At 65.7% G+C, this 15,711-nt stretch carries 13 protein-coding genes and 1 pseudogene; 7 read left to right on the plus strand and 7 right to left on the minus strand.

Going from position 1 to position 15,711, the window contains the following annotated elements; genetic code table 11:
* Nucleotides 1-80 precede the first annotated feature (80 nt).
* The gene (locus BTE28158_RS02780; protein ID WP_059608485.1) at nucleotides 81-689 is read left to right on the plus strand and encodes an acyl-homoserine-lactone synthase; all 609 of its coding nucleotides are present in this window, start codon (nucleotides 81-83) and stop codon (nucleotides 687-689) included.
* Between the two features lie 52 nt (nucleotides 690-741).
* Entirely contained in the window at nucleotides 742-1,500 is a 759-nt protein-coding gene (locus BTE28158_RS02785) for a hypothetical protein (protein WP_174919662.1), read from the plus strand.
* 352 nt (nucleotides 1,501-1,852) lie between these two features.
* On the opposite strand, the gene ribA is transcribed toward BTE28158_RS02785, so the two are convergent.
* Nucleotides 1,853-2,503, minus strand: a complete 651-nt coding sequence (gene ribA / locus BTE28158_RS02790) for a GTP cyclohydrolase II (RefSeq protein WP_151048510.1) — start codon at nucleotides 2,501-2,503, stop codon at nucleotides 1,853-1,855.
* Between the two features lie 177 nt (nucleotides 2,504-2,680).
* Here ribA and BTE28158_RS02795 point away from each other — a divergent pair, with 177 nt between their 5' ends.
* Complete coding sequence (locus BTE28158_RS02795; RefSeq protein ID WP_124628951.1) at nucleotides 2,681-3,142, plus strand: CBS domain-containing protein; 462 nt, start codon at nucleotides 2,681-2,683, stop codon at nucleotides 3,140-3,142.
* A gap of 153 nt (nucleotides 3,143-3,295) precedes the next feature.
* On the opposite strand, the gene BTE28158_RS02800 is transcribed toward BTE28158_RS02795, so the two are convergent.
* A complete protein-coding gene (locus BTE28158_RS02800) occupies nucleotides 3,296-3,625 on the minus strand; it encodes a DUF4148 domain-containing protein (protein WP_059468447.1) in 330 nt (109 codons plus the stop codon).
* 513 nt (nucleotides 3,626-4,138) lie between these two features.
* Between BTE28158_RS02800 and BTE28158_RS02805 the strand changes: the two genes are divergently transcribed.
* Nucleotides 4,139-4,537, plus strand: a complete 399-nt coding sequence (locus BTE28158_RS02805; RefSeq protein ID WP_059608488.1) for a GreA/GreB family elongation factor — start codon at nucleotides 4,139-4,141, stop codon at nucleotides 4,535-4,537.
* Between the two features lie 188 nt (nucleotides 4,538-4,725).
* On the opposite strand, the gene BTE28158_RS02810 is transcribed toward BTE28158_RS02805, so the two are convergent.
* Nucleotides 4,726-5,844 (minus strand): porin, encoded by a 1,119-nt coding sequence (locus BTE28158_RS02810; protein ID WP_012366341.1) that lies wholly within the window; start codon nucleotides 5,842-5,844, stop codon nucleotides 4,726-4,728.
* Nucleotides 5,845-6,456: 612 nt separating this feature from the next.
* Here BTE28158_RS02810 and BTE28158_RS32360 point away from each other — a divergent pair.
* Nucleotides 6,457-6,639: pseudogene (locus BTE28158_RS32360) on the plus strand (twin-arginine translocation signal domain-containing protein); the annotation flags it as partial.
* 73 nt (nucleotides 6,640-6,712) lie between these two features.
* Here BTE28158_RS32360 and BTE28158_RS02815 read toward each other — a convergent pair.
* A complete protein-coding gene (locus tag BTE28158_RS02815; protein ID WP_151048508.1) occupies nucleotides 6,713-7,324 on the minus strand; it encodes a cysteine hydrolase family protein in 612 nt (203 codons plus the stop codon).
* Between the two features lie 474 nt (nucleotides 7,325-7,798).
* On the opposite strand from BTE28158_RS02815, the gene BTE28158_RS32365 reads away from it, so the two are divergent.
* Both BTE28158_RS32365 and BTE28158_RS02825 read left to right on the plus strand, forming a co-directional pair.
* Nucleotides 7,799-8,047 (plus strand): VOC family protein, encoded by a 249-nt coding sequence (locus BTE28158_RS32365; RefSeq protein WP_239007352.1) that lies wholly within the window; start codon nucleotides 7,799-7,801, stop codon nucleotides 8,045-8,047.
* A gap of 261 nt (nucleotides 8,048-8,308) precedes the next feature.
* On the plus strand, nucleotides 8,309-9,064 hold the full coding sequence (locus BTE28158_RS02825) for a glucose 1-dehydrogenase (protein ID WP_151048507.1): 756 nt from the start codon (nucleotides 8,309-8,311) through the stop codon (nucleotides 9,062-9,064).
* A gap of 138 nt (nucleotides 9,065-9,202) precedes the next feature.
* Here BTE28158_RS02825 and BTE28158_RS02830 read toward each other — a convergent pair whose 3' ends face one another.
* From BTE28158_RS02830 to BTE28158_RS02840, 3 genes are all read right to left on the minus strand, one after another.
* Nucleotides 9,203-10,720, minus strand: a complete 1,518-nt coding sequence (locus tag BTE28158_RS02830) for a purine-cytosine permease family protein (RefSeq protein WP_239007351.1) — start codon at nucleotides 10,718-10,720, stop codon at nucleotides 9,203-9,205.
* A 315-nt stretch (nucleotides 10,721-11,035) separates the two neighbouring features.
* Nucleotides 11,036-12,532 (minus strand): efflux transporter outer membrane subunit, encoded by a 1,497-nt coding sequence (locus BTE28158_RS02835; RefSeq protein ID WP_151048505.1) that lies wholly within the window; start codon nucleotides 12,530-12,532, stop codon nucleotides 11,036-11,038.
* A complete protein-coding gene (locus tag BTE28158_RS02840; protein ID WP_151048504.1) occupies nucleotides 12,529-15,702 on the minus strand; it encodes an efflux RND transporter permease subunit in 3,174 nt (1,057 codons plus the stop codon). The genes BTE28158_RS02835 and BTE28158_RS02840 overlap by 4 nt, the downstream gene beginning before the upstream one ends.
* Nucleotides 15,703-15,711: the final 9 nt, after the last annotated feature.

The following is a 15,711-nucleotide window of genomic DNA, read 5'->3' on the forward strand; positions in this document are numbered from 1 at the left end:
CCTGTAAGAGTTACTAGTTACCGCCCCCTCGGGACGCGCGCTGTAATGCGTGCATACCAAAGTACAGATCCGAGGACACCATGCGGACCTTCGTTCACGAGGAAGGGCGGTTGCCACACGAACTTGCAGCGGATCTCGGGCGCTATCGGCGCCGCGTGTTCGTCGAACAGCTCGGTTGGGCGCTCCCGTCGGCGAACGAAAGTTTCGAGCGCGACCAGTTCGATCGCGACGATACCGTCTACGTGTTCGCGAGAAACGCCGACGGCGACGTGTGTGGATGTGCGCGCCTGTTGCCCACCACGCGCCCGTATCTGCTGAAGTCGCTGTTCGCCGACCTGATCGCCGACGACGTCGCGCTGCCGGAATCGGCAGCCGTCTGGGAGCTGTCGCGGTTCGCGGCAACCGGCGACGAAGGCGCTCCGGGCAATGCCGAGTGGGCCGTCCGCCCGATGCTCGCCGCAGTCGTCGAATGCGCGGCGCAACTGGGCGCGCGGCAGCTGATCGGCGTGACGTTCGCGAGCATGGAGAGGCTGTTCCGCCGGATCGGCGTGCACGCGCACCGGGCAGGCCCCCCGAAACCGGTGGACGGTCGTCTGGTTGTCGCGTGCTGGATCGACATCGATCCGCAAACGTTTGCCGCACTTGGAATTGAGCCGGGACGGGCTGCCCGGCAGGCCATCGCCGCCTGAGCCGGAACGCGCGTAGTCCGGCCGGGCGGAACCGTAACGAAGGAGAACCACCGTGGACCAGTCTCAGGTCTTTCGCGCGATGATGCCCGGGTTGACGGGTACCGGCGGCGCCCGCATCACAGTCACCTACCCGTCGTTTCCGCGGCCGCTGCCGCTCGTCCGGCTCGATCGCAACGGGCTCGTGTTCCGGGCGGCCGGCGCGGCACCGCTCGTGTGCGGGTTGCCGCGCGCGGCGACGCTACTGGTTGCGGACGAGCCGCTCTGCTCGCTGCGCCTCGTGATCCGCGACGTCGCCGCTATCGGCGACGGCCAGCACGACCTGACGATGCAGCCGTCCGGGGCCACCGGCGACGAACTACTGTGGCACGCGCTGCGCGACCGCGAACCGTACCGGCAGATCGGGCAGCCGCTTGCGCCCGTCGACGCAGCCATGGCGCCGAACGGCGAGCCGCAGGCCGCCGGCGCCACGCGGCGTCCGTCGCGCAGTGCGGCGTTCCGTCTGCGCTGCCGCAGCGATGCGCTGTTCTTCGCCGACTGGCTCGAATATCACTTCGACGAGCTGCGCGCGCTGTCGCAACGGCACGGGCCGCAATTGCAGCTCAAGCAGTTGCAGCGGCAAGTCACCGACGACGAGGTGGGCGTGCGCTTCGTCTACGACATCGACGGACACGCGACGCGGCACGCGCTGACCGACTGCGCGCGCGAGGCCTGTGCGTGGATCGAGATGGAAATGCGCGACAAGTACGCGGTGCCGGTTGCGCAGGAGCGGTTCGGCGCGTTTGCGGCGCATGCATGGGCGGCCGGAATGTGAGAGCGGCAACGGCTTCGCGGACACAGCCAGGAAAACTCACCAAGGTTGCGTTGCACAATTACAACTAGGGCTTGCCAGCCCTCGGGTTTTCCCTTAAAGTTATATCCGTCTCCTCCATGTCTCCAAACATGGATTCAGCCCGCTCCAGTAGCGGGCTTTTTCTTGCCCGCGATAATTTATCGGGGACACATCATATCCGCTATCCGCCCATGGTCCGCACACCTGGCCGGCCCCGGACAGCAGTATTGGGATACATCCGGACAGACGCTCGACGAAGCAGACGGCTACCGAAAAGGCTGCAAGGCACGAAATCCAGATGAGACAAGGGGCTCCGAAGAGCCCCTTGTTTTCGTTACTCGTTTTCTTCGAAGTAATGCCCGAACTTCGCCTGCTTGGTCCGGATGTAACGCTCGTTTTCCTCGCGTACGGGCACCGCAAGCGCCACGCGTTCGCAGACGGGAATGCCGTGCTTCACGAGCGTGTCGAACTTCTTCGGGTTGTTGCTCATCAGTCGCACCGACGTCACACCGAGGATCCGGAGGATCGCTGCGGCCGAGTCGTATTCGCGGGCGTCGTCGGGCAAGCCGAGATCGAGATTCGCCTCGACGGTGTCGCGCCCCTGCTCCTGCAACGCGTATGCACGGATCTTGTTGCTCAGGCCGATACCGCGCCCTTCGTGGCCACGCAGATACAGCAGCACGCCGCGGTCTTCCGCCGCGATGTAACGCAGCGCGAGATCGAGTTGCTCGCCGCAATCGCAGCGGTAGGAGCCGAACACGTCGCCGGTCAGGCATTCGGAATGCAGCCGCGTCAGCACGGACTGCTCGCCGGTGACGTCACCCATCACGAGCGCGAGATGTTCGGCATCGCTGCCCGATACGCGGAATGCGTACGACGTGAACGTACCGTAGCGCGTGGGCAGCGACGCGGTGGCGACGAGTGTCACGCACTCGTCGGCCCGGCCATTGCCCTGCGTGGGCGATTGGGGACGCGAAGACATCATGAATTCAATCGAAACGATCAGGAATGTAGGAGTTGTGTGGATAGTGCGTGCCCGGAGTTTACCGCTAATCTGGAAACGTCACGCGACTGCCGTAGCAGGCCCGGCTATACTGGGCCCATCGGGTGCCGCGCATCACGCCCTGCCTTCCCTGCATCGTCCCGCACACGGAGAAAGCAAATGAGCACGACTGTCGCGCAAATTCTCAAAGCCAAGCCGGATTCCGGCCGCACGATCTACACCGTCACGAAAGCCGATTTCGTCTATGACGCCGTCAAGCTGATGGCGGAAAAGGGAATCGGCGCATTGCTGGTCATGGAGGGCGACGACATCGCGGGCATCGTCACCGAGCGCGACTACGCGCGCAAGGTCGTGCTGCAGGACCGTTCGTCGAAGGCCACCCGCGTCGAGGAAATCATGACGGCCAAGGTGCGCTACGTCGAACCTTCGCAATCCACCGACGAGTGCATGGCGCTGATGACCGAACACCGGATGCGCCACCTGCCCGTCCTCCAGGACGGCAAGCTCATCGGCCTGATCTCGATCGGCGACCTCGTGAAGAGTGTGATTGCCGATCAGCAATTCACGATCAGCCAGCTCGAACACTATATCCACGGCACCCCGGCGGTCACGTCCGTCTGACCCATCCCAGCAAAAAAGGCCCAAACGCGCGAGCGTCTGGGCGGAAAAGCCGCCGGAATGCGGCGACGGAGGTTCTGCTCTGCTGACGCAGACGCGCGCGAGTAGCGCGCGTCCCGTCGGTCACATGCTGTGCTCGGGCAGACCCGGGGATGTTCAGTTGCCGAAGTAGACGGAGTTCACGGGATTCGGGGCTTCACGCGTCATGCGGCGGCCCGACTGGCCTGCGCCCGTCGCCACCGCACCATAGCCGCTCGTGTCGGCTTGGGCGAGCATCGGCTGGTTCGGCTGGATGCGTTGTTCAGCGGCCTGGATGTTCTGCGGATATTGCGCATCGCTCGCGAGCGGCTTGTAGCCGTTCTGTTCGAGTTGCACGAGTTCGGCCCGGACCTGGTCGCGGGTCAAGCCCTGCTCGGACTGCGCGAACGATGCGATCGGGGCGGCAAGGACGGATGCAGCGATCGCTGCGTAGATGATCGACTTCATGGTGGACCTCCGAAATATGTTCTCTTTTGGCGTCGCTTCCGGCGGGACTGTCTGAAGCGATGGATCAAGTGTAGTGCTCGCAATACCAAGGGGAAACCCTTGGTTTGAACATACAGCGTTGCATTTTCGGAAAAAATCGACCGGTGTCACCGCGCGAGATCGTCATTACTTAAATCATTTCCACAACAATGCCTGACGAAAGGCCGACAGCCTAATCACCGATCCGGAAGGTTGTGTTGTAGAATCGTAAGGTTTTATTCGCCCGTCGATCCCCTATTCACCATGCACGCGCCCACGCCTCTCTCGGTTTCGCTGTCCGGCCCGGCCGGCGTGCGTGCGCGCGCCGGCCATCCGGCGCCCCCCTGCCTTCGACGCACGGCCCAGGCACCGCTCGCCCCTGCCCGGCGCCTGATCTGACAGCACGGCCTCCTCCCGGAGCCAGGTCAGACAGGCTCCGGGCGATCCCCATAGGCACGCCATGCCTGCCCCATGCCGATCATTTGGAGAACTGCCATGAAACAACGCCTTTACCAGTTGACCGAACTCGACGTCGCCCGTCTCGAGAAGCACGCCGAACACAACCCGCGCTTCCAGACGATGCTCGACACGCTGCTCGAGCGCGCGGATATCGTACAGCCCGACGCCATCAAGGCGAACGTCGTCACGATGAACTCGCAGATCACGCTGCTCGACGAAGCGTCCCAGGAACAGGCCACCTGGACGATTGTTTATCCGGATGCCGCCAATCTCGAACTCGGACGCCTGAACGTGTTCTCGCCGGTCGGCATGGCGCTGCTGGGCACGCAACGCGGTCAGTTGGTGAAGGTGTTGCAGCCGAGCGGCGTCGAAAAGCTGATGAAGGTCGCGGCGATCGTGTTCCAGCCGGAAGCCAACGGCGAATACACGCGCTGACGCCGCTGCAGGCCGGCAGCGTACCTCCGGCCATATCAAACAAAAAGCGAGGCTCTGAGCCTCGTTTTTTTGCGTCCGGACGAGACGCACCGTCGTCGCAACCCGCGTCGTCGTATTCGACAGGCGAAAAAAAGGCGCCCGAAGGCGCCTTTTCGATACTGCGAAGCGGGTTACCCCGCTTGTCACGCTTAGAAGCGGTGACGCAGACCAACCGTTGCTGCGGTTTGGTTGATCGACGAGCTCGGCAGGTTGTTGCTGAAGCTGTCGCCGTTGTAGATCGACGCGCCGATGCCGTTCTTCGCTGCACGCTGGTACACAGCTTGTGCGTAGACGTCCGTGCGCTTCGACAGCGAGTAGTCAGCTTGCAGGCCGAACTGGTTCCAGTGCGTGCTGCCGTTGTTGATCTTCGCGTTCGTGTACGTGTAAGCAGCGCCCAGGCCGAGAGCCGGCGTCAGGTTGTACTTCGCGTTGACTTCGTAGTTGTCCGTGCGCAGCGTGCCCAGACCAACTGCGTTGTTGTCGAGACGTGCTTGCGTCCATGCAGCGCCGACTTGTGCCGGGCCGAATGCGTAACCGGCAGCAGCACCGTACGTGCGGACGCGGCCTTGGCTAGCGATGCCACCGATTGCCGACGACGTCGCGCCGTTTGCGTTCGTACCGTCACCCAGGTTCGCTTGCGAGTATGCACCCGCCAGCTTCAGGCCTTGGAATTGGTATGCAACGCCTGCGCTGTACGCACGGTTGTTACCAAAGTTCGTGTTGTTCGAGAACGAGTACGTGCCGCCGAATTGCAGGCCAGCGTAGTTCGCGCTCGTGAACTTGATGGTGTTGTTCGCTGCGACGTCACCGGTCGTGCTCAGACGGTCGAGGTTCAGCGGGTGCGCGAAGTACGTGCCGCCCCACGAGCCCGTTGCCGTCAGCGGCGCCAGGTAGTCTTGCGTTGCGTCATACTGCTTACCCAGCGTGACCGTGCCGTACTGGCTCGACAGACCGACAAATGCTTGACGGTTGAACATGCCGCCGTTGTTGCCCAGCTTGCCGTTACCGATGCCGAAGCCGCTTTCCAACGTGAAGATTGCCTTCAGGCCGCCACCCAGGTCTTCCGAGCCACGCAGGCCGAAACGGCTCTGGTCAATGCCCGAACCCATCGCCCAACGCGACTTGCCAGCTTGGCCGAGAGCCGGCTGGACGTTGCTCGTGTAGGTGATGCCTGCGTCCAGCACGCCGTACAGCGTGACGCTGCTTTGCGCGTGAGCGACGGTAGCGAACGATGCTGCAGCTGCTGCAACGATCAGAGTCTTGTTCATTCGTGGAGCTCCCTTCTAAAAAGAGGCAGGTCTCGCGACCTTGTTCATAAACGGTCTGCAACCGCCCGGGAACGCCATCGGTCCTTCTGGCCGCGCCCGGATAGTTGCCCGTTTGGGAATCGTGAGTTTAGGGGTGTACCCTAGGGGCGCGATCCGCAAATAAAGAAATAAGCTTTTCCAGAACTAGAAATAATGAAAGTGGGGGAGCGTTATAAGTATTTGTTTTAACGTCTTTTTTTGACTGATTGACGGATGCTTTTTGGAGGCTTTCATCCCACCATTCTTTCGTGTCATCGTCTTGACGGTTGCATAGAAACAACAAACGGAATCGATGGAGCCACGCAAAAACGGTAATTTTTACCCAGATCAGTCTCAAATATTGGGCCTGCTCGCCTAAAACGCTGCGACCGAACTGTAAACACATGCCCGTGTGGCCGTGGCCGACCCTATTGGGCCGTCAGCGTCTGAAGCGTGGGACCGGCGGCCGGCGCCCCGGCTGCCCGCAAGCCGTCGTGACATGCGGTAACAGCCTTGATGACCCGCGTAACCCGGTCGCAGGACCAGCAGACTAACGTAAGGCGCCCCGATTACATATTAGATAGAGGACTCGCCATGAATCGGCGTTCGCTGTTGCGCGCCATCGGACTGACCGCCGCCGTCGCCGCCACCGCCGGTTGGCTGCGCCCCGCCTCGGTCCAACCCGCACTGCCCAGGTATAGGCCTGCCGGCCCGCTTCCGGGCCCCGGCAGGCCGCCTCATCTCGATCGCCAGGGCTTCGCCGCCATGCCGCCTCGCGCCGCCTGACCGCGTCAGGGCCGTCGTCCGCCTGCGCGCCGCCGCACACGGCTCGAGCCCGGCCGCACGCGCATCAGGCGACGTCGAGCGCGAGCACCTGTCCGGTCGTCAACACGTCGCCGAACGTGTCCGACAGCGCGGCCAGCGTGGCGCGATTGAGATCGCGGTGCGGCACCGTGCCGCCGTCCGCGACATCGAGGTCGCGCGTCGCGCACGCGTCGTCGACGACGATCACCGCGTAGCCGAGCGGCACGGCATCGCGGGCCGCGCCGGCGACGCACGCATGCGTCATCAGCCCGGTGACGATCAGCGTGTCGATGCCGGCCGCCTTCAGGCGCGCGTCGAGGTCCGTCGTCGGGAACACGCTCACCGACGTCTTCTTCACGACCGCGTGATGCGGCGCCGGCAGCAGGTCCGCATGAAAGCGGAAGCCGTCGCTGCCGTCGGCGAAGAGCGGGCCGCCGGCAGCGCCGACGTGCTGGATGTGAAATACCGGGATGCCGGCGCGATCGGCGAACGCGATCACGCGTCGCGCATTGCCCAGCGCGCGCGGTCCTTCCGGAATCGGCAGGCGGCCGCTGAAATACTCGTTCTGGAAATCGATCACCAGCAGCGCGGTGCGGGCGGCGTCGATCGACCTCGGCGCGCTCGCGCCGGCCAGGGTACGGATGGTCGGATGTTGCATGGGTCGCTCTCTACTCAAGGTTGGCACACCGAACGGAACGGCGGCCCGGCACAGCCGCGCCGCCGCACGCGGTCAAGGCAGGTTGCAGTCGTGAACCGGCTGCCGTGACCACGATGCGCCAGTGTCGGGCCGTGCGACCCTGCGCGACAGCGGACCGCGGGACAACGTCCGACAGGATCGGGCCAACCTGCGCGCAACCGTCCACGACAGCGCGGCTGCCCGCCACGCAAACAACGGATACGTGACGGTCGAGGGCCCGAACGCGCGATAACGCGCGGAGGCGCCCACTCGCCTCTCCCCCATCGCGCCGCGCCCCCGCGGCTCGTCCGTTTGGATGGCACGAAGCGCCAGGTTTGTTGTCATCATGGCCGTCATTCGTCGCATGTCGCATCGAACGGCGCCGCGCACGCTCGCGCCCCCGCCATGGAGACACCATGAACGCCCCCGTCCTCGGCGCCGTCGACCAGATCGGCCATGTGGTTGCCGATCTCGACCGCAGCATCGCGCACTGGCGCCCGCTACGATGCGGTCCCGTCGACCGTGTCCCGCGACGTGCGTCTCGACGGCTGCTACCTCGGTGAAGCGGCGACGGTCACGATCGATGTCGGTCTCTCGTATCCCGGCAACCTGCAGATCGAACTGATCCACGTGACGAACGACGCGCCGTCGCCGTACCGCGACATGCACGGGCAACCGCTCGCGGGCCTGCATCACGTCGCATGAGCGGTCGACGATCTCGATGCCGCGGTTGCGCAGCTCACGGCGCTTGATCTGCGCGTCGTGTTCGAAGCGCGCAACCCGGACACGCGCGTCTCCCTCCTCGACGACGCCGACGATCCCGGCGTGCGCGTCGAATTGATCGATCGCGCGCGGCATCGCCGAAGCACGCGCACGGGATGGCGCCGATCCGGTCCGCATCATCGACGCGTCGGCCGCCGCATGAGCGGGCTCGTGCGTCCCCTTTCACTCACAGGAGAAAACACGATGAAACGACTCGAAGGCAAGGTGGCGCTGATCACGGGCGGTGCCCGCGGCCAGGGCGAGGCGGAGGCACGCCGATTCGTCGCCGAAGGCGCACGCGTGGTGATCGCCGACGTTCTGGACGACACCGGACAACGCGTCGCGGCCGAACTCGGCAACGCCGCGCGCTACCAGCATCTCGACGTGACGGACGAAGACGACTGGCACACCGCCGTTCATGCGACGCTCGCGCACTTCGGCCGGCTGGACATCCTCGTGAACAACGCGGCGATCCTGAAGCTCGTGCCGATCGAGTCCTGTTCGCTCGACGACTATCGCAAGGTGATCGACGTGAACCAGGTCGGCTGCTGGCTCGGCATGAAATCGGCACTGGCCGCGCTGAAGGACGCGGGCGGCGGCTCGATCGTCAACGTGTCGTCGACGGCCGGTATGGAAGGCGTGGCCGGCGGCAGCGCGTATGTGGCGAGCAAGTTCGCGGTGCGCGGGATGACGAAGGCCGCCGCGCTCGAGTTCGGCCGCTATGGAATCCGCGTGAACTCGGTCCATCCGGGCGGCATCGACACGGTGATGGCACGCCCGCCGGAATACGCCGATTTCGACCCATCGTCGATCTACAGCGGGCTGCCGATCGCGCGCATCGGCAAACCCGACGAAGTGGCGAGTCTCGTGCTGTTTCTCGCGTCCGACGAATCCGCGTATTGCACGGGCGCGGAATTCATCGTCGACGGCGGGATGCTCGCAGGCAGCACGTTCCACTGATCCGCTGCGGGGTCGACGGACAGGTCAGGCCGCTCATCCGCACCGGCAATCACGGATCCGAAAACGATCATGCCGCCGGCGGCTTTCCCGCGCGGCGGCACGATGGCTTCCTTAACGAAGCAGCAAGCGGTGCGGCGCTCAATACCCCTTCGGCTGGATCGCCGGCGTGCCGACGCCGCGCGCCGCCTGCCTGCGGCCGCGCACGAGGAAGCGTCCGTTCGGGCCGTATACACCTTCCGCTTCCGGATGCAGCGTCAGCAACACGAAATACAGCAATCCGCCGACCAGCAGCGACACCGGCACGCTTAGATCGAACTCGCCAGCCAGGTTGCCGAGCGGCCCGACGAACTGGCCCGGCAGGTTCACGAACGACAGCCCGATGAACGCCGCCGGCAGCCACGCGCCCATCGCGCGCAGGTTCCACCCGTGCGTGAACCAGTAGTGGCCGCCGCGCAGCCCGCGGTTGAACACCTGCAGGTCGTCGGCGAGATAGAAGCCGCGACGCGTCACGTAGCCGATCACCATGATCGCCATCCACGGGCAGCTGAACGTGTCGATCAGCGTCGAGAACGTCGCGACGCTTTCGACGAGGTTGAACCAGAAACGGCCGACGAAAATGAATGCGATTGCGATCGTGCCGATCAGCAGCGTCGCACGCACACGGTTCAGGAAGCGCGGAAACATGCTCGACACGTCGAGGCCCGTGCCGTACAGCGCGGTTGTGCCGGTCGACATCCCGCCAATGATCGCGATCAGGCACATCGGCAGCAGGAACCAGCGCGGCGACACGGCGAGCAGCCCGCCGACGTAGTCGTTCGATGCAATGAACGCGGGCGCCTTCGACGCGATGATCGTCGCGGTCGCCAGGCCGAAGAAGAACGGCACGAAGGTCGCGATCTGCGCAGCGAACACGGCGCCCATCACGCGCCGCTTCGGCGTCTGTTGCGGGATGTAGCGCGCCCAGTCGCCGAGCGTCGACGCGAACGACACAGGGTTGCTCAACGCGACCAGCACCGCGCCGACGAACGCGGCCCAGAAACCTGCACTACCCTGGCTCAGCTTGCCCGCGTAGTTCATGTCGAACATCCCCGCGAACGCGAACAGGCCGGCGACGAACAACAGGCTCGCCGCCCACACGGCGATCTTGTTGACCCACAGCATGAAGCGAAAGCCGTAGATGCAGACGATCAGCACGAGCACCGCGAACACCATGTAGGCCGCGCCGAGCGTGAAGCCGTTGACGGGCACGCCGACCATGTTGTGCGCGCCGCCGACGAGCGCGTCGCCCGAGCTCCACACCGCGAGCGAGAAGAACGCGATCGACGTGAGCAGAGCGAGGAACGAACCGACGATCCGGCCGTGGATGCCGAAATGCGCGCCGGACGACACGGGGTCGCTCGTGCCGTTGCGCGGGCCGAACAGGCTCATCGGCGCGAGGATGCAGGTGCCGGCGAGTACACCAAGCACGATCGCGGCGACGCCCGCCTTGAACGACAGCCCGACCAGCACGGGGAAGCTGCCGAGCACCGACGTGGAAAACGTATTGCAGCCGCCGAACAGCAACCGGAACAGATCGATCGGACGTGCATAGCGCGATGCGTCGGGAATGCGCTCGAAACCGAACGATTCAACTTGCGTAATCCTGCCTTCAGCCATTTGTCTCCAACTCCTCTGGTGCATCGGTACGGCCTGCGACTTCGGCCATACGACACATCGTCATCAATTTGCGGCCACTCTAAACCGGATCGGGCGGCGCAAATATCACGCATTCGAGACGTTTACGACGAAGGAGAACAATGTTTCGCGGCGGGAAATCGTCCGTTTGCCGCGCCGCGCATGCGGTGCGGGCGATGCAAGGCAGGTGCGACGGCGAGGCGCGGGGCTGCCGTCAGCGGACACCAGGTCGGCGCTCCGCCCCCTGTTGAACGGCGGGCGGCCGACCCGCGCCAGCCTGCCTCGCGGCCCGGCGTGCTACTGCACCGATCGCGCGACCGGCCCCGGTGCGGCCTGCGCCGTTCCCGCCGGCCAGCCTCCCGCGAGCGCCTTGTACAGCACGACCGTCGACGCCGCGCTGCGCATCCGCCCGTCGGCCGCCGCGTCCTGCGCCTGCAGCAGCGTCCGCTGCGCGTCGAGCACTTCGTAATAGTCGATCGCGCCCGCCGAGAAGCGCGCCTGCGCAAGTTGCGCCGCACGTGCGCTGTCGTCCGCCGCCCGCACGAGGTGCGCGGTCTCGTCACGCGTGCGGGCAACGCGCAGCAGCGCGTTCTCGGTTTCCTCCAGTGCGCCGAGCACAGTCTGCCGGTACTGCGCGAGCTGGCCGGCCGCCTCCGCGTCGCTCGCCGCGATCCGCGCGCGCACGCGGCCGACGTCGAGGAACGACCAGTCGACGCCGAGCGCGATCAGGTTCGTGTCGCTGCCCGCACGGAAGAACCCGTAGCTGCTCGTCGCGCTGCCGAGCAGCCCCGACAGCGTAAAGCGCGGAAACAGGTCGGCCGTCGCGACGCCGACCCGCGCGGTCGCCGCGTGCAGCCGTGCCTCGGCAGCCGCCACATCGGGGCGCCTGCGCAGCAGGTCGCCCGGCGTGCCGGGATCGATGTCGGCGGCAAGCGCCGGCAGCGGCACCGGCGTGCCTTTCGATGCGTCGTCGTTCGGGATGTCGAACCGGCCGATCAGCGCATCCGGCGTCTGTCCGGTCAGCACCGCGAGCCGGTGCTCGTCGACGCCGATCGCCGATTCATACACGGCGATCCGCGACATCGTCGATTCGTACTGTGCGCGCGCACGCGCCGCATCGAGCTCGGAACCGCGCCCCGCGCCGACGCGCGCATTGATCAGCGCGAGCGTCTGCTTCTGGTTGTCGGCGTTCTCGCGTGCGATCCGCAGCCGCTCCTGCGAGCCGCGCAGATCCACGTACGTGCTCGCGACCTCGCCCGCGATCACGACACGCACCGCGCGTACGTCGGCCGCGCTCGCGGCCGTTTCCGCGCGCTGCGACTCGATCGACCTGCGCACGCGTCCGAACAGGTCCAGTTCCCACGCCGCGTTGATCCCGACATTGGATATCGGCGTATCGCGCTGGCTGCGCGGTGCGCCGAACGCCTGGTCCTTGCTCATTAGCTGGTGGCCGATCTGGCCGCTCGCGGTAATCGTCGGATAGCGATCGAACGTGGCATGCGACAGCAACGCGTTCGACGCGTCGTAGCGCGAGACGGCGACCTGCAGGTCGTGGTTCGCCGCGAGCGCCGAGTCGATCAGCTGCGTCAGCGCCGGATCGCCGAAGCCGTCCCAGAACGTGGCATCGGCAGCCGCCGACGCGTCCGGCGACGTCGCGTCCTGCGTGGCCGGATGCGCGTCGCGTGCGAAGCGCGCGGCAGCCGCCGTGTCTGGCCGTTTGAAATCGGGGCCGACCGCGCACGCGGCGAGCGTCAGCGACATCACGAGCGCGGAAAGACGGAACGCGGCGCTCATCGGTTTTCTCCTTCGAGGGTGCCGTGCTGTTCGCTCCACACGGCCGGCGTGCCGCCCGCGAGCTTGCGGATCGCCACATAGAACACGGGCGTGAGGAACAGCCCGAACAACGTGACGCCAAGCATCCCCGCGAACACGGTGACGCCGGTGGCCGCTCGCACCTCGCTGCCCGCGCCGCTGCCGATCAACAGCGGCACCGCGCCCGCGATGAACGCGACCGACGTCATCACGATCGGCCGCAACCGCAGCCTGCACGCCTCGAGCGCGGCTTCGATCACGCCCTTGCCCTGGATTTCAAGCTCGCGGGCGAACTCGACGATCAGGATCGCGTTCTTGCACGCGAGGCCCATCAGCACGACGAGACCGACCTGCACGAACACGTTGTTGTCGCCGCCGGAAAGCCATACGCCGAACAGCGCCGCGCACATGCATACCGGCACGATCAGGATCACCGCGAGCGGCAGCGTCCAGCTCTCGTACAGCGACGCGAGCACCAGGAACACGAGCATCACCGCGAGCGGGAACACGACGATCGCCGCGTTGCTCTGCGTGACCTGCTGATAGCTGAGGTCGGTCCATTCGAGCGTGATGCCCGGCGGCAGCACGTCCTTCGCGATCTGCTGCAGCTTCGCGATCGCCTGCGACGACGACATCGCCTTCGGGTCCGCGTCGCCGATCAGGTCCGCAGCCGGATAGCCGTTGTAGCGGACGACCGGGTCCGGCCCGTACGCGGGCACGACCGTCACCATCGAGCCGATCGGCACCATCTCGCCCTTCGCGTTGCGGGTGCGCAGATTCGCGATGTCGGCGGCCGTCTGCCGGTGACCGGCATCCGCTTGCGCCATCACGCGGTACACGCGGCCAAACAGGTTGAAGTCGTTCACGTACATCGAGCCGAGATAGACCTGCAGCGTGCTGAACAGGTCGGTCAGCGAGACGCCCTGCGCCTTCGCCTTCAACCGGTCGACCTTCATCTCGAGTTGCGGGATGTTCGCCTGGTACGAGCTGACCGGGTAGCTCATCCCCGGCGTCTTCGCGACCGCGGCCTGGAACGCGGTGAGCGCGTTCTGCAAGGCGCCGTAGCCCAGCCCGCCGCGATCCTCCAGGTACAGCGAATAGCCCGAGCCGTTGCCGAGGCCCTGGATCGGCGGCGGCATCAGCGCATAGGTAATGCCGCCACCGATGGCCGAGAAGCGCGCGTTCAGATCCGCGTTGATTTCCGCGGCGCTGCGGTGGCGCTGGTCGAACGGCTTCAGGATCACGTACGAGTTCGTGATGTTCGGCGTGTTCACGCCCTGCAACGCGTTCAGCCCGGCGAACGCCGGCACTATCTCGACACCGTCGGTGCCGAGCGCAACCTTCGTCATCTGCTCGGTCACCTCGCTGGTGCGCGCGAGCGATGCGCCTTCCGGCAACTTCGCGCCCGCGAACAGGTACAGCTTGTCCTGCACGGGGATGAAACCGCCCGGCACCGCGTTGAACAGCAGCGCGGTCGCCGCGAGCAACACCGCATAGACGGCGAACACCACGCCGCGCCGCTTCAGCGCGCGACCGACGACGCCGTGATAGCGGTCGGAGCTGCGCTCGAAGAAGCGGTTGAACGGATGGAACAGCCAGCCGAACGCGCGGTCGAGCCCACGCGCGAGCGCATCCTTCGGCGTGCCGTGCGGGCGCAGCAGCTTCGCGGCGAGTGCGGGCGACAGCGTCAGCGAATTGATCGCGGAGATCACCGTCGAGATCGCGATCGTCACCGCGAACTGCCTGTAGAACTGGCCGGTCACGCCCGACATGAACGCCATCGGCACGAACACCGCGCACAGTACGAGCGCGATCGCGACGATCGGCCCCGACACCTCGCGCATCGCCTGATGCGCGGCGTCGCGCGGGCTCAGCCCCTGTGCGATGTTGCGCTCGACGTTCTCGACCACCACGATCGCATCGTCGACGACGATCCCGATCGCGAGCACGAGCCCGAACAGCGTCAGCGTGTTGATCGAATAGCCGAGCAGATAGAGCCACGCGAACGTGCCGACCACCGATACCGGCACCGCGACGAGCGGGATGATCGACGCGCGCCACGTCTGCAGGAACAGGACCACGACGAGCACGACCAGCACGACGGCCTCGATCAGCGTGTGCTGCACCGCGCCGATCGATTCGCGCACGAACACGGTCGGATCCCACACCGGGCGATACGCGATGCCCGGCGGGAAACGCTTCGACAACTCGTCGAACTTCGCATACACGGCCTTCGCGACCTCGAGCGCGTTCGCGCCCGGCGACAAGAAGATGCCGACCACGGCCGAATGCCGGTCGTTGAAATACGAGCGCAGCGTGTAGTCGCCCGCGCCGAGCTCGACGCGCGCGACGTCGGATAGCTTCACGACCTGGCCGTCGTCGCCGTTGCGCAGCACGATGTCGCCGAATTCCTGCACCGTGCGCAGCCGGCCGCGCACATTGATCGACAGCAGGAAGTCGTTCTTCTTCGGCGTCGGCTCCGCACCCAGCTGGCCAGCCGATACCTGCACGTTCTGCTCGCGCACCGCGGCGATCACGTCGCTCGCGGTCAGCCCGCGCGATGCCAGCCGGTTCGGGTCGAGCCAGAGCCGCATCGCGTAGTCGCCGGAGCCGTATACGCCGACATCGCCGATGCCGGTCAGGCGCGACAGCTCGTCCTTCACGTTCAACGTCAGGTAGTTGCGCAGGTACAGCGAATCGCGGCTGTTGTCTGGCGAATAGAGGCTCACGTACATCAGCGGCGTCGGCGACTGCTTCTGCGTGGTCACGCCGTACTGGCGCACCTCGTCGGGCAGGCGCGACAGCGCCTGGCTCACGCGGTTCTGCACGCGCACGGCGGCCGTGTCGGGATCGACGCCCTGCAGGAAGGTGACGACGACCTGCAGGCTGCCATCCGAGCCCGCGACCGACTTCATGTACATGATCCCTTCGACGCCGTTGATCGCTTCCTCCAGCGGCTCGGCGACCGATTCGGCGATTTCCTTCGGGTTCGCGCCCGGGTACGTCGCACGCACCACGACGCTCGGCGGCACGACTTCCGGATATTCGCCGGCCGGCAGCATCGGGATCGAGATCAGGCCGAGCGCAAAGATGACGATCGACAGCACGACCGCGAAGATCGGCCGGTCAATGAAGAATCGGGAAAAATCCATCGCAGGGCT

The sequence above is a fragment of the Burkholderia diffusa genome, from assembly GCF_902499115.1.
Classification (GTDB): Bacteria; Pseudomonadota; Gammaproteobacteria; order Burkholderiales; family Burkholderiaceae; genus Burkholderia; species Burkholderia diffusa.